At 59.0% G+C, this 16,581-nt stretch carries 15 protein-coding genes and 5 pseudogenes; 15 read left to right on the top strand and 5 right to left on the bottom strand.

What is annotated here, in order from left to right; translation table 11 throughout:
- Positions 1-250 (bottom strand): transposase (locus GA0061099_RS36915; protein ID WP_141697735.1); only part of this gene is annotated, 250 nt, incomplete at its 3' end.
- A 260-nt stretch (positions 251-510) separates the two neighbouring features.
- Positions 511-966: a YodC family protein gene (locus GA0061099_RS36910; RefSeq protein WP_141697777.1), complete on the bottom strand. Its 456-nt coding sequence runs from the start codon at positions 964-966 to the stop codon at positions 511-513.
- Between the two features lie 1,353 nt (positions 967-2,319).
- On the opposite strand from GA0061099_RS36910, the gene GA0061099_RS36900 reads away from it, so the two are divergent.
- The 10 genes and pseudogenes from GA0061099_RS36900 to GA0061099_RS36855 all read left to right on the top strand — a co-directional run bounded on the left by GA0061099_RS36900 (position 2,320) and on the right by GA0061099_RS36855 (position 9,241).
- On the top strand, positions 2,320-2,712 hold the full coding sequence (locus GA0061099_RS36900; protein ID WP_036031063.1) for a hypothetical protein: 393 nt from the start codon (positions 2,320-2,322) through the stop codon (positions 2,710-2,712).
- A 77-nt stretch (positions 2,713-2,789) separates the two neighbouring features.
- Positions 2,790-3,500: a phage tail protein gene (locus GA0061099_RS36895; protein ID WP_050996240.1), complete on the top strand. Its 711-nt coding sequence runs from the start codon at positions 2,790-2,792 to the stop codon at positions 3,498-3,500.
- A gap of 29 nt (positions 3,501-3,529) precedes the next feature.
- Complete coding sequence (locus GA0061099_RS36890; RefSeq protein ID WP_478209848.1) at positions 3,530-4,204, top strand: hypothetical protein; 675 nt, start codon at positions 3,530-3,532, stop codon at positions 4,202-4,204.
- Entirely contained in the window at positions 4,176-4,574 is a 399-nt protein-coding gene (locus GA0061099_RS36885) for a DUF2840 domain-containing protein (RefSeq protein WP_085972432.1), read from the top strand. The genes GA0061099_RS36890 and GA0061099_RS36885 overlap by 29 nt, the downstream gene beginning before the upstream one ends.
- Entirely contained in the window at positions 4,571-5,083 is a 513-nt protein-coding gene (locus tag GA0061099_RS36880; protein WP_083235174.1) for a S26 family signal peptidase, read from the top strand. The genes GA0061099_RS36885 and GA0061099_RS36880 overlap by 4 nt, the downstream gene beginning before the upstream one ends.
- 206 nt (positions 5,084-5,289) lie before the next feature.
- Entirely contained in the window at positions 5,290-5,970 is a 681-nt protein-coding gene (locus tag GA0061099_RS36875; protein WP_245311240.1) for a lytic transglycosylase domain-containing protein, read from the top strand.
- 264 nt (positions 5,971-6,234) lie between these two features.
- Positions 6,235-6,803: pseudogene (gene trbF, locus GA0061099_RS36870) on the top strand (conjugal transfer protein TrbF); the annotation flags it as partial.
- A gap of 13 nt (positions 6,804-6,816) precedes the next feature.
- Complete coding sequence (gene trbG, locus GA0061099_RS36865) at positions 6,817-7,851, top strand: P-type conjugative transfer protein TrbG (protein WP_036031074.1); 1,035 nt, start codon at positions 6,817-6,819, stop codon at positions 7,849-7,851.
- Positions 7,848-9,036 (top strand): annotated as a pseudogene (locus GA0061099_RS36860) (TraB/TrbI/VirB10 family type IV secretion system protein). Before trbG ends, GA0061099_RS36860 begins: the two are co-directional and overlap by 4 nt.
- Positions 9,037-9,040: 4 nt before the next feature.
- On the top strand, positions 9,041-9,241 hold the full coding sequence (locus GA0061099_RS36855; RefSeq protein WP_036031077.1) for a DUF2274 domain-containing protein: 201 nt from the start codon (positions 9,041-9,043) through the stop codon (positions 9,239-9,241).
- A 226-nt stretch (positions 9,242-9,467) separates the two neighbouring features.
- Here the strand turns inward: GA0061099_RS36855 and GA0061099_RS36850 are convergent, their stop codons facing one another.
- The 3 genes and pseudogenes from GA0061099_RS36850 to GA0061099_RS36840 all read right to left on the bottom strand — a co-directional run bounded on the left by GA0061099_RS36850 (position 9,468) and on the right by GA0061099_RS36840 (position 12,408).
- Positions 9,468-10,376 carry a TauD/TfdA dioxygenase family protein gene (locus tag GA0061099_RS36850; protein ID WP_074448518.1) on the bottom strand — a complete coding sequence of 303 codons (909 nt, stop codon included), beginning with the start codon at positions 10,374-10,376 and terminating at the stop codon, positions 9,468-9,470.
- A gap of 702 nt (positions 10,377-11,078) precedes the next feature.
- Complete coding sequence (locus GA0061099_RS42470) at positions 11,079-11,279, bottom strand: hypothetical protein (protein ID WP_225114360.1); 201 nt, start codon at positions 11,277-11,279, stop codon at positions 11,079-11,081.
- A gap of 498 nt (positions 11,280-11,777) precedes the next feature.
- Positions 11,778-12,408: pseudogene (locus GA0061099_RS36840) on the bottom strand (FMN-binding negative transcriptional regulator).
- A gap of 194 nt (positions 12,409-12,602) precedes the next feature.
- On the opposite strand from GA0061099_RS36840, the pseudogene GA0061099_RS36835 reads away from it, so the two are divergent.
- From GA0061099_RS36835 to GA0061099_RS36815, 5 genes and pseudogenes are all read left to right on the top strand, one after another.
- A pseudogene (locus GA0061099_RS36835) lies at positions 12,603-12,861 on the top strand (transposase); the annotation flags it as partial.
- 1,839 nt (positions 12,862-14,700) lie between these two features.
- Positions 14,701-15,102 (top strand): IS66-like element accessory protein TnpA, encoded by a 402-nt coding sequence (gene tnpA / locus GA0061099_RS36830; protein ID WP_036031090.1) that lies wholly within the window; start codon positions 14,701-14,703, stop codon positions 15,100-15,102.
- Positions 15,099-15,446, top strand: coding sequence for an IS66 family insertion sequence element accessory protein TnpB (gene tnpB, locus GA0061099_RS36825; RefSeq protein WP_036031094.1), 348 nt, complete (start codon positions 15,099-15,101; stop codon positions 15,444-15,446). The genes tnpA and tnpB overlap by 4 nt, the downstream gene beginning before the upstream one ends.
- A 93-nt stretch (positions 15,447-15,539) precedes the next feature.
- Positions 15,540-16,228: pseudogene (locus GA0061099_RS36820) on the top strand (transposase domain-containing protein); the annotation flags it as partial.
- A 146-nt stretch (positions 16,229-16,374) separates the two neighbouring features.
- Positions 16,375-16,581: transposase (locus GA0061099_RS36815; RefSeq protein WP_245311238.1), on the top strand; the 207-nt coding region annotated here is incomplete at its 3' end.

The following is a 16,581-nucleotide window of genomic DNA, read 5'->3' as shown; positions in this document are numbered from 1 at the left end:
GGGCGAGCGCTTCAAAGATCGCCCGCCAATGTCCGCGCTTGGCCCAGCGATTGAAACGATTGTAGATCGTCGTGTACGGACCATAGTCGGGCGGGCAATCGCGCCAGCGTGCGCCGCACTGAAGCATGTGAATGATACCGCTGATGACGCGTCGATCGTCATCGCGCACCGGTCCGGTCTGGTTCGTTGGCAGATGCGGCTCTATCAGAGCCCATTGCTTGTCGTTGAGCCAGAACAGTCCTTTGCGCATCGAAGTCCCCCGCGTGGAATCAACCCGCTGCCAGGGAATCAGAGTTCGCTAATTAGGTACAGACCCTAGGACGTCTCGCCAGCCATAGCAGCAGTAGAGTTAGCGAACGGCAGATGCCATTGGCCCAGTGGCAAAGCGTCTCTTATCGGCGCCGTCGGCTATGCATACATGCTGAACCTCGATGAAGGCACCACCCAGATTAGCTCGCCAGACGCTCCGAGGTAACGTGTTGGGATGTGATGGACCCGACAGCCCGCGCCTCAGGAGCGCCGCAACGAACCGCCTCTAATCGCTGAACGCCTGGCGATGACAAGATCGCTCGCAGCGAAAGTCCGGCGGCTCCGCTTCTCGTCCAGCGTCTCGCAGATGATTTTGTCGGCCTTAATCGCGATGACCTGCATCGCGGGGCCACCCGCCTTAAGTTGCACGTATTGCCCAATTGCAAATTCCTGCATGAGAATCCTCAGGTCGTGTTCGCGCCGATTGCGCTCGACCACAGCTATGGTCAATTTCTCCATAGCGATCAGCGCCAGCTCCATCGCTTCCTCAACAATGGTTGACGTATCTCGACCGATACAGTCGAGGTGGTTCAGGGCCATCGTCTTGAAACTACGCGCTAGGCGCTCCTCGGTCTCGTCGCGAGCATAGTCTATAACAGTATCCAGGTGGGCGATGATTTCAGCCCGTTGCTCGGTACTTGTTGGATCGTCAAGCAACGTTGTCGCTCGAATAAGGGACTCCTCAATAGGGATCAAACCAGGTTTCCTTTGTTACTGTGAATGGAAGCTGCGATTCCTAGCTCGCGCCGTTGGTGCAGATTCAGCGAGGTCGACACGCAAAGGCAACCCCCAAAAAATGGGGGGGATTTTGCTTCGAATCAGGCGGATGGGCGCTTCATCGACGGCGCGGCTGTTTCACATTCGTTCCACGTCAAAGTTACCCCTCGGTTCTAGTTACTCTGCCTTGGAAGAGCGGATGAATCCTGATCGCGGTATCGGGCATGATGCGCGGCCAAATTCAGCGGGCACGAGCGCGCACTATGGTCGCAGGCAATGCTTGCAACGGCCCTCAAGGGCCGCTGTTCGTTTTGGGACTGCCGCGCAGCCTCGTCAGCTTTCGGTAAGCTGTCCCGCACTAGAGAGCATTTGTGGTTAACGGGACTTGGCAGGGACAGCACCATATAACCAGAACGGTCGGTGGCGAGTCATTTTCTGATCAACCTCATGGGCGGTGCGGGTGCGACAGGTGCCTTGTCTTCGGTTCAGCCCCCCTGGCCGGCAAGGTTCCCACTCGCGTCCGTACCGCTTCTGAATCACGGGCCCAATCCCCGTCTTATTAGGTACAGCGTCCGCTCCAGCGCAACCGAACGGCGCGGAGTCGCGCCCGCACTGCCTGCGATCTGAGGCTGATCGCCAAAGGTCACACCGCTACCCGTCTTGGTAGTTGCCCTGTGGCGTTGGCCGAAAGATACACACTCCAGCTGCTTTTTGCCGCCGCTTGGAGCCGCCCCTGGTGAAGTTAGCGGCGCGTGGTAGGGACAGCGCTTCTCTCTGGGCGCCGAGTCACGTGCCCGCTAACTTCCACTATAGGGACGAACAGTGCACGTATTCGAGCGGCATATCACAGCACTACGGTCGCAAGCGCTTGAGGTGCTTGCAGCCAATCAGGCCCGCGCGGCCGATCAGTCTCTGAGCTTAATAGATCGCGAAGTTGCGACATCGAATGCCGCTGAGGCTCAGGCGATGATAGACATACTCAATTGTGTGAAACCCAACTTGGCGCCGGACGAGGCGCGTGGCATCGCAGCACGCATACGCGCTCTTCTAGGGACGCCGCGTGAGAGCCCAGCGGTTCGGGTAGGGTGCCTGTGAGACGCCGATTGACGCTAACTTACCAATTGTGAGTGAGGTAACCAAAGGGACAGATCGCCTCTCTTGACCTTTTGCGACCACTACGCGCGCGAGGACGTCGCAGAAGCGGCAAAGTCCGCAAGATCAGCAGCGTTGACATGGTAGAGATCGGTCAACCCTCGTACTGACAGTCTCATGCAATCTGCATGAGGACGAACGATGGACGACTCCGCCACATTCGAGCAACTGATACAATTTCGTGCCCCTTCGAACCTGTCAAAGGCGATCGATAGGGCGGCGAGCCAACGTTGCCAATCAAAATCAGACTACATCAGACAAGCGTTGGTCGACCGCCTTCAGGCAGAAGGCGGCTCTCCCATGGGCGAGCAGCAATATTGCCTGGTTCGGGACGGTGAGCTCGTCTCGACCAGCTTCAAGCCGGCAAAAGATCCTGATGGCGGCGAGTGGCTGCCGATCGAGAACGAGGACACCGAGCCTTTCGACCGCGCCAAGCACTGGCGGTTGAAGCCCCTGCCCCTTCGCTTGGACTCAGCGCGTGGCATCGTGGTGCGGACTTATCCCGTTATCGCCAAGTGTCAGGAGCACGCCTGACGAGCGGCGTTGCTTGGTGGTCGCAGACGGCGGCGAACAACGCGACCTTTGATCCCGCCGTTGGGTGGGCGGAAGGAATGGCGCCCAGCAGCGTCAATGACAGCGCGCGGGCCGAAATGGCCTCAGTTGCCAAGTGGCGCGACGATATTTCAGGAGCGATTGCTACCGGTGGCACGTCCACGGCCCTCACCGTGACGAGCTACCAAAGCTTTGACAGCTTCTCCCGGCTCTCCAACCAAATGATTGCGTTCACGCCGCATGTGACGAACGGCGGCGCGACCACGTTGAACGTTGATGGTCTTGGCGCGAAACCGCTTCGCTCGGCGCCGAGCACTGAGCTTGTCGCGGGGCATCTTGTCCAGGGGACGCCATACGTGTGCGTCTACAACTCCAGTGACGCTGCATTTTACCTGCGCGGCTTCTTTGGCAATCCGTACAGCATCCCGGTTGGCGGCGTCCTGCCTTACACAGGCACATCGGCACCTAACAGCTCGTTCGTGCTGCCTTATGGCCAGGCCATCAGCCGCACGACCTACGCGAGCTACTTCTCGCTAGTGAGTACGACCTTCGGCGCTGGCAACGGCTCGACTACCTTCAACGTGCCGGATCTGCGGGGCCGCGTGATTGCCGGTCTCGACAATATGGGAGGCTCGGCTGCGAGCCGCCTGACTTCCAGTTACTTCGGCGCGACAGCGACCAACCTAGGCGCGACGGGTGGCTCTGAAAAGCCACACGCTCACTACGGCGCAACTCGCGTCACATATGGCCGGAAACGGTCCGCGCCTTGATCGTGCACTCCGCCGAGTGGACCCCGCAGATGCGCGCCCGTATCGACGCATGCAACGGCGCGAAGGGGCAAATACAGGCACTGGTACGACGCTATGGCTACGGAGTCCCCGATATTGGGCGGGCGCTCCTCTCGACGGTGAACGATCTGACGCTCATCGTCGAAGATCAACTCCAACCGTTTCAGCGGGAGGGGAGCGCTACTGCCAAGACCCGCGACATGAAGCTCCATCGCCTGCCGTGGCCGAAGGAGCAGCTGGCCGCGCTTGGTGACGCGCAGGTTGAGCTACGAGCGACTCTGTCCTACTTCATCGACCCCAATCCTGGAGAGCGTGGGTGGACGAGGCGACATCGGTACGCTTCACACGGTCTTCGCTTCCGTGCGAAGTCCGCGACGGAGACTGTCGACGAGTTCAGAGCCCGCATCAATCAGGCGGCACGGGACGAGGAGGAGGGGGCGCCTCCCGGCGGTGGCGAGGATTGGCTCCTCGGCACGTTTCGCGACAATGGATCGGTGCATTCCGATTTTTGGTCCGGAAGCGCAGCTGACCTTGCGGAACGTGATGCCATTGGCGTCTTTCCGGTCGGTGGCTGGTGGAAGGAAAAGCCCTACTTGGAGCGGTTCGACAGCACTGCGCGCTATGCGCTGATCGTGACGATCAGGGCGCCGGGGTCGAATGTGGACATCTTTACGCCAGAAGCTTGATCGCTATCGGCCTGTCCTGTCATTTGCACCCGGCAGCATCTTTGCCTTCGTCCGTTGGACCTCGAACGACTTTGGGACGATTATTTCACGCATCGACATCTTGCGCGCAGTCGCACCGGGACAGCGCTGCTCGACGGTCCCTTATGTGACGCCCGGCGGTGAGATTCTGCTGCGTCTATCCGGCTGGCCGAAGGTCGAGCGCGTGCTGCATATTATCGATGCCGTTGAGGCACTCGGCATCGATCCAGCTGATGTCGCGCCTGATCATTGGCATCACGTTCATAACCGCCTGTCCGTCAACGAAAACCCACGCCCGTATACGAAAGCGCGCCATCAGGCCTGGCTTCATCGCCAAAAGGTGATGCGATGACGGGCCGCCTAACGATGCTGGCCATGACGATTGGGGTTGTTGCTGCGCTCGTCGCGACGATCATCCTGGAGCCGCTTCCGCTTTACATCTGGAATGCATCCGCGAGCGTGCCGATCGGTCTCTACCGCCTCCGAACGGCGGACCAATTCCAAGTCACTGAATTGGTCGCCGTGCAGCCGCCGGAGCCGCTCGCGACCTTCCTCGACCTTAACGGCTATTTGCCCATTGGCGTCCCGATGCTGAAGCGCGTGCTCGCTCTTCCGGGGCAGATTGTTTGCAGAACCGGCCTCACGGTTTCGGTCGACGAGATTGCAATGGGCGAGGCGAGGGATCGCGACGGACGCGGGCGGCCATTGCCGAAATGGCAAGGCTGCCGCGTCGTCGGCGAGGGCGAATTCTTCGTCATGAACTGGCAGTCCGCCAACTCGCTGGATGGCCGCTATTTCGGGTTCTTGCCGACATCGGCCGTGATTGGCCGAGCGTTCCCTGTGTGGACTTGGGAGGACTGATCGTGCGCGTGTTGAGAGTCCGATCTGCCATTCCTCTGTTCGACCGAGTGCGGCACCATTCCTCCGTCCCGACCAACGCTTGCAGGTTCGACGCGCGCAGCGGCAGTCCAGGGCGGCCGTATGGCCGGCGCGAAGAGGCTTTACCTTGGACGGGCGCGAGCACGACGGCATGCTTGGCTCGGTCTGGCGTGCGTGTTTGGGCTGTAGTGTCGCTGCTGCTTAACTTCGCCGCGTCGGATGGTGCTGCTCTAGCCGAGAGCGGGTCGGCGTCGGTTCAGGCGGTTGCTCGGGTAGGCAAACCGTTTTCCGCTTTCGTCGACGAAGCCTCGAAGCGCTTTGCAACGATGAACTGGATCGGTTCGGTCATCAACATCGAAAGCGCTGGAGACGTCCACGCCAAGTCGCCCAAAGCCGCAATAGGCCTGATGCAGATCATGCCGGCGACTTGGGCGGAACTTCGCGAGCGCTACAATCTCGGGAACGACCCCTACGATCCGCATGACAACATTCTGGCCGGCACGGCGTACTTGCGCGAACTGCTCGATCGGTATGGCTCGCCTGGCGTGTTTGCCGCGTACAACGCGGGACCAGCTCGCTATGAAGAGCATCTCGCTGGTAGCTCCTTGCCAGAAGAGACGCGAGCATACGTCGCAAAGCTTGCAAATCTGCTTGCCATCGAACTGCCGCCGAGATGGACGTCCAGCGGACAGTCATCAGCAGCTGCGACGTTGTTCGTCACACGATCCGATCTCATGAAGTCGCGCTATCGGTTGCCGGCGCTCATGCCCGGTGTCACGACCGCAATTTCGGCGCCCGATGTTTCGCCCATGGTCCCTCGGCCTGTTGGCGTGTTCGTCCCTCGATCGGATTCGGGAGCATCGCAATGACCAGGTGTGCGGGTTCGCAAGCTGAGGGAGTACGGGCGATGCCTTCGGCCCGCGCTCTACTCATCGCTTCGCTCCTCACCGAGTCACCCTTCGGGTGTCTCGGCCCTTCGGGTAACGATCGCTATCGCAAGCGCTCGGAAGCAGTGGGGGCTCTTTCGGGAACCGGCGACCGGGAGACCACGACGGCAGGACGGCGAGATAAAAGGGGCTCGCCGGTCAAACCTCAAGCCATTGACATGGCTTGGGTTCCGGCGTGCCGGTCGGTCGGGGCGCGTGCAGGCCAAGAACTGGCGCCTAATGGCGTTCGGATGCCTGATGCTTGCAGCCGGTCTCGCAGGTAGCCTTGTCTGGCAATCGAGCCAGGGATCGATCACGCCTTGGGTGGTCGAAGTCGATCATCTCGGCCAAGCCCAAAGGGTGGCGCCGGCCAACATCGACTATCAACCGACAGATGTCCAGATCGCTTACCATCTGGCGCGCTTCATCGAGGATGTCAGAAGCCTGCCGGCCGACGGCATCGTTCTGCGCCAAAACTGGCTCCGGGCCTATGACTTTACAACCGATCGCGGCGCCGCTGCCCTCAATGACTATGCGCGCCACAATGACCCCTTTGCCAAGTCGGCAAGGCACAGATCTCTGTCGACGTCTCGAGCGTCATTCGCGCGTCGTCGGAAAGCTTTCGGGTCGCGTGGAGCGAGCGTGTCTACGACAACCGTTCGTTGAGTTCGACCGAGCGCTGGACGGCCATTCTCACCACCGTGATCGAAACGCCGCGCGATGCCGAACGTCTGCGCAAGAATCCTCTTGGCGTCTTCGTTCGCGCCATCAACTGAAGGAGTTGAGTCAGTGACTAAGACGCCGTCCGACGTTCATTCGAAGCATCCTGTCCCGTACAGCAGGATCAGTCCGACTCCGCCCAAATTCTCGATCGCGAGGCGAGCACTTTTGTTTGCTCTCCTGCTTGGTTCCTCGGCGCTCAGTGGTTGCGCCACATACATTCCGCCGGAGATCAGCTATGACGCTGAAGTTCCACCGTTACCGGCGACGCCAGTGGCTCTCGACGACAGATCGCGACCGCTTCACGTTCCACCCCTCTGGAAGCCGACTCTCGGCGGCAAGTCGGGAGGGAAGGAAGACGCTGAACCCGTGAGCCGGGTTGAGACCGCAAACAGCGCAGCCCGGGTCGAGCCGCGCAAGCGAGGGTATTTCAACGCAGCCCAAATCTACGCCTACAGTCCCGGAGCGCTCTATCAGATTTACGCTGCACCGGGGCAGATCACGGATATCGCGCTCGAGGAGGGGGAGCAGTTGACGGGGTCAGGGCCCATAGCGGCTGGAGATACCGTCCGCTGGGTCGTAGGCGACACCGAGAGCGGGAGCGGCGACACGCGACGCGTTCATATCCTGGTCAAGCCAACCCGTGCATCGATCGAGACCAATCTTGTCGTCAATACGGACCGCCGCACCTACCTGATTGAGCTCCGCTCCCGCGAGCGGCCATACATGCCCTCTGTTGCCTGGTACTATCCGGAAACGGCGCGCGAACGATCCCGTTCAACCGCTCTGAAACCCGTTCTTCCGAATCCGGCGCAGCGTATCTCCCGCTATGCCATCGAAGGGGACAGTCCTGCCTGGCGGCCGCTCGCCGTATATGACGATGGCCGCAAGGTCTATGTCGAAATTCCTAGAGGTATCGTCCAGGGAGAGATGCCACCGCTCTTTGTCATCGGCCCGGACCGTAAGACCGAACTAGTCAACTATCGCGCTTACGGCAACATGTTGATCGTTGATCGGCTTTTTGCAGCCGCCGAACTCCGGCTTGGCGGCGAACGCCAACAAAAGATCAGGATTGTTAGGACCGACGGGAGGCCGTCTTCATGACTACCCAGAACGGAAACGATCAGGTGCAAGTGGCTCACCGGAGGCGCAAGAGGACCACTCCAAAAGTTTCCGCTTGAGAGCAGAGCATCCGCGCGTGACACGGTTGTCGCGAAAAGTCCTGGCTGGAGGGAGTGCGGTTGCCCTGCTTGCTATCGGCGGCGCGATCCTGTGGTCGCTGCAGAACAATCGACCACGAAACCAGTCGGTTGATGAGCTTTATAGCACTGATCATCACAATGTTGCGGACGGCATTGCAACTCTGCCAAAGGACTATACTGGCGCTCCTCGGCAGCCAGTCCCGCAACTTGGTCCTCCGCTTCCGGGCGACCTCGGTCGACCGATCCTTGCCGCCCAGGGCCAGCCCTCGACGATTGGTGGTGATCCGGACCAGCAGCGCCGGGAGCAAGAGACCGAAGCAGCCCGCATCAGTCATCTGTTCGCTTCCACCAACGGGCGAGAAGTGCGTCCGTCCGCTGCTGCGGCTGTTGGAAACGAACGCGTCGTACCGCCGAACGCAACGAGCAGCAGCGATGATGGATCTGCGCAAAACGGTCAGGACCGCAAGCTTGCCTTCGCGAACGCTTCTGTGGACCGTCGCACGGTAAGCCCTGACCGCGTCACCAAGCCGGCTTCACCATACATCGTGCAGGCAGGAACGGTGATTCCGGGAGCGCTGATCACCGGGATTCGATCGGACCTGCCGGGCCAAATAACGCGCAAGTGACCGAGAACGTTTTTGACACGCCGACCGGCCGCTTTCTGCTTGTGCCTCAGGGAGCGCGCCTGATCGGCATCTACGATAGCCAAGTCGCCTTCGGCCAGTCCCGCGTCCTGCTGGTCTGGACGCGGCTGATCATGCCGAATGGTCGTTCTATCGTTCTCGAGCGGCAGCCTGGCGCTGACACCGCCGGCTATGCAGGCCTCGAAGATCAGGTGGAGAATCACTGGGGTGAACTATTCAAGGCTGCGGCACTATCGACGTTTCTGGCGGTCGGGACTGAGCTGGGCGCCGGCTCGGACACCAACAGCAACGACAGCGCAATCATCCAGGCATTGCGAGAATCAAACCGGACAGCAGGTCGTCGCCGCAGCCTCAGCATCCAGCCTATTCTGACTGTGCGACCTGGCTTCCCGGTTCGTGTTCTTGTCAATCATGACCTCTTACTTACTCCCTATAGAGGGTGACAACATGCCAAAACTCAAAATAGGAGAGCTTCCAGACGACAAGCCGGTCAAGGTGAGCACGGAGCTGCCTGCGGCCGTGCATCGTGATCTCATTGCATATGCAGAAGCGCTTACGCGTCAAGGTGGTCAAGTGGTCGATCCGACTAAGCTCATCGCCGCCATGTTGGCACGCTTTATGGCCACCATCGAGGATTTTCTAAACTGAAACGTGGAGGCCACGTACCGGCCGCTGAAGGACAGTGATGCTCAACGTTTCTCAAAACTGTTGGTTGACGCACTATAGTTGCTATGCATCAAACTAGGCGCTGCCGACCTGGCGCTAAGAGCCGAGAGATCTTGTCGGAAAGGTGTGTTCGCGCGTCTGCCCGATACAACTGCGATTACGAGGTTTTCTCGGTTTTCAGACGCGAGGCACGGGGCGTCGACTGCAGTTATTCGGTCACCTTGAAGCGCGTTACACTGCTCCGACCATCGACGCTAACAGGCACGTCACCCTCGATCGTGGCCCGACGTACGACGCGATGTTGGTCCCCGTAATCGTTGACCGCGTAATGCTGCGTTGCGCGGTTATCCCATATTGCAATATCGCCCTCTAACCAGTTCCAGCGCACAGTGTTTTCGGGCGCGGTGATGTGAGATTGGAACAGATCGAACAGCTTTTGTCCGTCGTATTTGGGCACCCCAACAAAGTGCTTCACCAAGGCGCCGAGCACTAGCGTCCGCTCGCCTGTTTCGGGGTGGACGCGTACAACGGGATGCTCGGTCTCAAAAACCGTTCTGGTGAACACCTCGTCAAAGTGCTTCTTGTCGACCTCGCGGACACGCGCGATCCCGGCGTAATCGAAAACGTTACTGTGAACGGCCCATAGGCCCTCGGCAAGCCGTTGTAGCGGCGGCGGCAGACCAAGATAAGCGGCAGCTGTGTTCGACCACACAGTGTCGCCTCCGAACCTTGGCATCACAACGGCCCGCAGGACCAAAATCTTGGGATAGGCGTCGGCGAAGGTCCCATCCGCATGCCAAACGTCGGCGCGACCGCCGCCGCGAGTGGAGTCCAGTTCGAGGAGCGACGCCATCCCCTTGGTGGCACCGAGCATCGGATGCGGCACTAACTTTCCAAGACGAGCGGCAAAGCGCTCCTGCTCGGTGTCATTGAGATGTCCTTGATTGCGGAAGAAGATCACCTTGTGCTCGAGCAATAAGCTGTTGATCGCAGCGATCGCGTGATCCGGTAGATCGCCTGATAGCTTGATATTTTTGATTTCGGCGCCGATGCGCGCTGCACGTTTCACTACATCGGTGCTCGGAATGACGCCACCGATCAAAGCCGTTGTGCTCATGTTCCTTTTGTAAGCCCTTGCAGTTTCTTTCTCGCCTCTCGGAGCGAATGATCTTCAGCAAGCATCGTGCCAAGCGAAAGACAACCATGTACCGCCAATGGGCACCGAACGGATCGTGGTATTTGGCGCGAGTCATCGAACTGAGCCGATGGTTGGACCGAGTGACGAAAGAACTCGATCGCCGACCTTCCCCTTCGAATGTCGAACCGTGAAGACGAAGCGGACAGCAGGAGCGCGCCAACCTGGCAGATATTCAGTTATGCTTTTGTAATCACTCAATTACGTTGAAAAAAGCAATGCTTCTGTAGAATTAGTAAAATTCATGACGGTCATTTAATCATGTAGTCGAGCCCTGCCGCGCGCAGATAAGACCGAGATTGCGGGCAATTTCCGTCTCAACTGGCATATCGCCCACGATGACAGTCCGTTCTGGGGATAAATCATGGGCCTGCATATACAAGCGCAGGTGCTCTTGCTTGCTCATGCTCCTAAACTGAATTGCGCGGTTCTCAAGCGCCAAAATGAGACTGACGTAAGTCTCGATTTCAAGTCTTTGCACTTGTGCCCGAATTGGTTCAACAATGTGGTTGCTGACAATGAGGTTTGAACGGCTCTCTGATCAGCGGCGAGCAAGACATTTCGTGGCCATTTACGTAAGCAGCGTTGCGCGCCAAGAATTCGTAGGCGTCGTGAAAAATGGCGCTACTTGCTATGCACAAACTCGATTTCATCTTTCGACATATCAAGATTGCGGAAAAGAATGGAGAAAGGGAGCTCAAACTCCTCTCGAAACCTCTCCATGTCGATGGTCGCGCGGCTGAAGCGGCTCAAAATAGCATTTGCAACACCGCGTTGCCGCCATCGAGGAGTGCCATTCCAGTCGAATACAATGGTGGATTTCATGCGTGAACCTAGGGAACGCCATCGTGCGATATTAATGTGTTCGAGACTAGGTATTTGCTGGTCTACATGTCTGGAGTGGTCGCGGTGGATATGTCCGAACAGAGTTGGCAGGGGTGCAACGCGCGTCAGCGAGCTGAACGGGCGGACCGTTCTTCCGAGGTGAGATGGGGTTTGGAGAGCGTGCGCATTGCTGCTTTTGTGGTTCTGTTTTTGGATCGATTTGTTTGAGCAATGGCCATGCCGGGCGGCGCTGGCAAGCCACAATGCCTAATGGACTTTCGATATGCGCGCTGTACTGGACCTGACACGAGATTGTGCCTCTGTCAGAATACGGACAAGTGTCTACAGCGCGGTAAGCCCGGGCTGACTGTTCGGTTAGTAAATTTGGCGAGGTAATTGTATGCCCGAGTTAATCTCTACTAATGCCGCTGGAGCGTGCGAGAGCTGCAGATGTAATGTCGATCGGCGCTGTTGACCATGGTCATGCACATTATCGTCTTAGTCCTGAACCACGATAAGAGCCGCAACTTCCTGGTCCCGTGCCAGTTTGCTCGCCGCTAGGCCGGTGGCGACACCAACGCGATCAGGCGCGGGGCGGTTTTGACTCATCTTGCGCTTGCCTTCGACCATGGTGATCGGGATGCGTACGCCGACGATTTCACGAAACTGGACGGCAATGAAATCCGCGGGAGCATCGCTGACGGCCCAGGGCGTCGCACGCGACGCCTCATGGACATTTGTCAGACGCGTCACGATTTGAAGCAGGCGTTTGGGATCCTTGAAGAACTCAATCGGCTCATGGGCGTGGACCGCGATGTAATTCCATGTGGGCACCACGTGTTCAGCTTGTCGCTCGCTGGGGATACCAGGATGGTGTCACATAAGCCTCTGCGCCACTAAAGATCGCCAGAGCTTCTCCAGTCGGGGCCGTGCGCCATTGCGGATTGCCCTTCGCCAGGTGCCCGTACAGTGCGCCGTGTTTGCCTTCGCTCTCATCGAGGAAGAGCGGAAGAGGCGTCGCAAGTGGCCCATCTGATGTCGCTGTGATCAGGTTGGCCAATCGGGCGCAACGGATTGTCGCTCGAATGTTCTCGAGGTCGTCATCTCGAAAGTGGGATGGTATGTACATAGAGGGTCTCCGTTGGCTGTTGTCCAGATAAACCCAAGTCAAGATGCTAGAAAACCGCCAGTTTCAGTAGCTCGCGTAGAGGTGCTCCGCTTCCTCTTTTTGACGTGGCGATTTCGGATTTGTCTGGGACGTGACCTGCCACGAAGTATTTCGTCCAGAAGGAGTTAGAGTCCGGCCCGAAGAAGGACGGACAGATGAGGCGAGTAAGGTTCAGGAAGCGCAGATTATCGCGGTATCAAAGGAGGATGAGGCTTGGGCGAAACGGCTGACCTGGCTCGCAAGCATGGGATCTCCGAAGCGACGATCTACAATTGGAAGGATAAATTCTGCGGCATGGATGTCTCTGAGGCCAAGCGCCTGAAGGCGCTGGAAGAGGAGAGCGCGAAGCTGAAGAAGCTTCTGGCCGAGCAGATGCTCGACGCCGCCGCCCTTCGCGAGCTGCTTTCAAAAAAGCGATAGGGGCCGCCCACGCCGCCGATCTGCCTCGTGCCGATCTCCGCGCGGTTGGCCCACCAGCCGACGTTAGCATCTTGCGCAATGCGGGAAGCTTCCCCCCGGTCCGGCTTGCAATGCGAGGGGTCGCAAATGACACGCGCGGGCGACGCTTTCGGTAAGCGCCTTCACGCCGACCTTGCCGCACAGCATCAATCCCCTTCGAGATTCGCTCTGGAGGCCAACAAGGATCGCCTGATGGCAACATACCTATGTCCTTAGGTGCAGCGGTTCGGGAGTGGCCCGACGGGGCGCTTTGCCACTTTGATCCGATCGAAAGGGATGAGGTGGCAGTTTGAACAGCATTCCCGCTTTCGGCTCAGTGCGGCAGGACTTCCACGTTCTTCACCTCACTACGACGTGCTTCGCAGGCAGGGAATCGCTGAAGTCAATTGGAGTGATGCGAATATTCCTTCGGCAGATGCACAATTGCGCCCTTGCCTAGATCGTAGCGCAACCGTATCGCAACATTTCTCGTTCTGCTGCCGGTCCGACAGACTTTGAGACGATAACCGTAGCCATCCAGCGTACTGGCTCTGACTCACTTCAGATGAAGTTCGACGGATGTCTGGCACTTTGTGGAGAGGATCTCGCAGTTCTGCTTCAGAAAGTCGGTTTGAAGCTCAAGAGCCTCGGTGATCGCGCAAACGCGCCCGCACGGACCTATCAAGAATGGTCGGTCGCACTGTTACGGGAAGTTGGTTATACTGTCGAACTCAACGGAGGGGGAACCGTGCCCTACAGTATTAGGTGTCACCGAACGGGGTTTAGCCGGAAGCATTTTTCGGTTCAGAGTTTAAGCGCAAGAGAAGCCCTGTGTAAGGCGGAGTGTCTTGAGAGATCGGGAGTAGACATAGACTATATTGATACTCCCTCAGGCGGACGTGTCGACCTCCGCACGTTCCGGAAGCTGGCTGAGATGGAGGGCGGCTTCGAACAAGAAATTCCCAGCCAATGATGGTGATCATACCTGCGCTTTCAGGAAAATACTCAAACATTTGAGCTCGCACCTACGAAGCCCTGTCACTTCAAAGCTGGCGCCTTCACGTTTCGATGCGATAGTACCTGGTGCATCGAGCGCGACGGTCTGCACCGGGTTCGTGTCGCGTTTCGGCCTGGAATCTCCGAGGCACTTCCCACCAGCGGGCCGGCCAATTTGCGTTGTCTCGAATACCCGCATCGTTGCTCTCTCTAGCATCCATCAACTTCGCGCAGATTCCACCATGCACAAGAACTAACAAGACGAGCGGCTGCCATGAACGATGGACATTGATTTGGTTCACTCTCGAGAACGCGGCTTCTCAAGCGAGTTCAGTATTGCGAGCTGCCTCGGAGTGCCACCGAAGCAGTGTCCCCTGCCGTTCAGATTGTTTCAGTCGAGAAGATGCTGCGCATTTCCGGAAGCGTTCAAAAGACCGTTAACAGTCTTCAAGCCGAGCCCGTCTTACAGCAGGATGCATGATCCGGCGAAGCAGCCTAATCTGCACAGTAGGCGACCGTTGTTGAGCCACGAGCCTACGACAGCTTTCCGGGCCGGCAGCCTCAAAGCCGAGACCTTACTCGCCATAGCGAAAAACGTGCAGATTGCCGACTGACGCGCACGTGGGGTGCGGCGTGGTTTTGGTCCGGCGCAAATGATCCATGCTTGCTTGGGCCTGCCAGTCCAGCTTCGCGAACTGTCCTAGACATGCACTACTTCCGGCGCTTGACCTTGCGTAAGCCTCCGGCCGGGGCCGCCTTCCCGGATTGCGGTGGGGCATGAGATGATTTGCTCATTAATTTGCAAGCAAATGAGCAAACGTGACGACGGTAACTGTTCTGTCTGGTCCGGAGCGGCGGCGACGGTGGACCACGGCCGAGAAGCTTCGGATCGTGGAAGAGAGTCTGGCACCTGGAGCGAGTGTTGTCGAGGTTGCGCGACGGCATGACGTCCATCGCAATCTGATCACGGTTTGGCGGCGGCAGGCGCGCACGGGCGTCCTCGCTTGCGGACGTGAGCCGACGCAACGGCAGGATGATGAAGTCCGTTTTGCAGCAGTCTCGCTTGCGCCAGACAGGCAACCATTGATCGCGGCCTCCGGAAGCTACGGCGCGATCGAGATCGAGTTCGCGGCCGGGGCTCGGGTGCGGATCACGGGCGCGGTGGACGCGGCAACGCTGACCGCAGTGGTGGCGGCGCTGACTGATGGACGGCCACGATGATCCCGTTGCCGGCCGGCGTGCGGGTGTGGCTCGCGACCGGCTATACCGACATGCGGAAGGGCTTTCCGTCGCTGGCCTTGCAGGTTCAGGAGATCCTGCATCGCGATCCGCTGGGCGGCCACCTGTTTTGCTTCCGTGGTCGTCGCGGCAACCTGCTGAAGGTGATCTGGCATGACGGCCAGGGCGCCTGCCTGTTCACAAAACGCCTGGAGCGGGGTCGCTTCATCTGGCCGAGCCCGGCCGAGGGTGTGGTGACGATCTCGTCGGCGCAACTCGGTTACCTCTTGTCCGGGATTGACTGGAGGCACCCACAGGAGACGTGGCGGCCGACAGCGGTCGGATGAGGCTTTGAACTTGCGGATCGTGATGGATGTGATTCCATCACCATCGTGACCACATCTGAATCGCTCCCCACCGATCTTGCCGCCGCGCATGCGATGATCCTCGCGGAGCGCACCGCGCGCCTGGAAGCGGAGGCGGTTGCGGCGAGTGCCAAAGCGGAAGCTGCCAATGCGAAGGCGGCCGAGGCACTGATCAACTACCTCAAGCTCGAGATCGAGAAGCTGCGTCGCCAGATTTACGGCAGCCGCTCGGAGCGCAAGGCACGGCTCTTGGAGCAGATGGAGCTTCAGCTTGAAGAGCTGGAAGCAACCGCAACCGAGGACGAGCTGGCGGCTGAGAGGGCCGCGGCGCGCACGCAGACCGTCAAGTCGTTCCAGCGCAAGCGCCCGGTGCGCAAACCGTTCCCCGATCATCTGCCGCGCGAGCGGATCGTGGTCGCCGCGCCGCAGAGCTGTCCCTGCTGCGGCTCATCGAAGCTGTCGAAGCTGGGCGAAGATATAACCGAGACGCTGGAGGTCATTCCCCGGCAGTGGAAGGTGATCCAGACGGTGCGCGAGAAGTTCTCGTGCCGGGACTGCGAGACGATCACCCAGCCGCCGGCACCCTTCCACGTGACACCGCGCGGCTTTGCCGGACCTAACCTCCTGGCCATGATCCTGTTCGAGAAGTTTGGCCAGCATCAGCCCTTGAACCGGCAGAGCGAGCGCTATGCGCGGGAGGGCATCGATTGAGCCTGTCGACACTGGCCGACCAGGTCGGCACCTGCCTGATCGGCTCCGAGCCGTGCGACTATCCCGCGGTCCTCACCGGCTTTCAATTACCCACAAATGCTTGATTCGATTGCGATAGTCCTAATCGAAAATTCTTGAATCGGATGAATCGCTTGTGATTCATTGTCGGGCACCTGAATCGCGACGGCGAGGTGCCTTGATGTGTTCAAGCGGAACGACGTGTCGTTGGTCGGCCGGCCCGGATGATGGTGATGGTGATGAAAGTGCCGTCGAACATTGGACGGAGCGTGAGATCGACAAGACAGCGTTCAAGGATGCCCGTCTCGGTCAACGATTTAGCGAGCTGTTGAAGCAAATTGGTGACGGCATGGGCGGGAGCATACCGTTCGCGTGCCAGGACTGGGCG

This window comes from Bradyrhizobium yuanmingense (genome assembly GCF_900094575.1).
Classification (GTDB): domain Bacteria; phylum Pseudomonadota; class Alphaproteobacteria; order Rhizobiales; family Xanthobacteraceae; genus Bradyrhizobium; species Bradyrhizobium yuanmingense.
This window is presented reverse-complemented; position numbering and strand designations above follow the sequence as displayed.

Excerpts from the sequence above, each read along its gene's own strand:
- GA0061099_RS36900 (WP_036031063.1), top strand. The coding sequence starts at position 2,320 with ATGGACGACTCCGCCACATTCGAGCAACTGATACAATTTCGTGCCCCT.
- GA0061099_RS36895 (WP_050996240.1), top strand. The coding sequence starts at position 2,790 with ATGGCGCCCAGCAGCGTCAATGACAGCGCGCGGGCCGAAATGGCCTCA.
- GA0061099_RS36890 (WP_478209848.1), top strand. The coding sequence starts at position 3,530 with ATGCGCGCCCGTATCGACGCATGCAACGGCGCGAAGGGGCAAATACAG.
- GA0061099_RS36885 (WP_085972432.1), top strand. The coding sequence starts at position 4,176 with ATGTGGACATCTTTACGCCAGAAGCTTGATCGCTATCGGCCTGTCCTG.
- GA0061099_RS36880 (WP_083235174.1), top strand. The coding sequence starts at position 4,571 with ATGACGGGCCGCCTAACGATGCTGGCCATGACGATTGGGGTTGTTGCT.
- GA0061099_RS36855 (WP_036031077.1), top strand. The coding sequence starts at position 9,041 with ATGCCAAAACTCAAAATAGGAGAGCTTCCAGACGACAAGCCGGTCAAG.
- GA0061099_RS36850 (WP_074448518.1), bottom strand. The coding sequence starts at position 10,376 with ATGAGCACAACGGCTTTGATCGGTGGCGTCATTCCGAGCACCGATGTA.
- GA0061099_RS42470 (WP_225114360.1), bottom strand. The coding sequence starts at position 11,279 with ATGAAATCCACCATTGTATTCGACTGGAATGGCACTCCTCGATGGCGG.
- tnpB (WP_036031094.1), top strand. The coding sequence starts at position 15,099 with ATGATCCCGTTGCCGGCCGGCGTGCGGGTGTGGCTCGCGACCGGCTAT.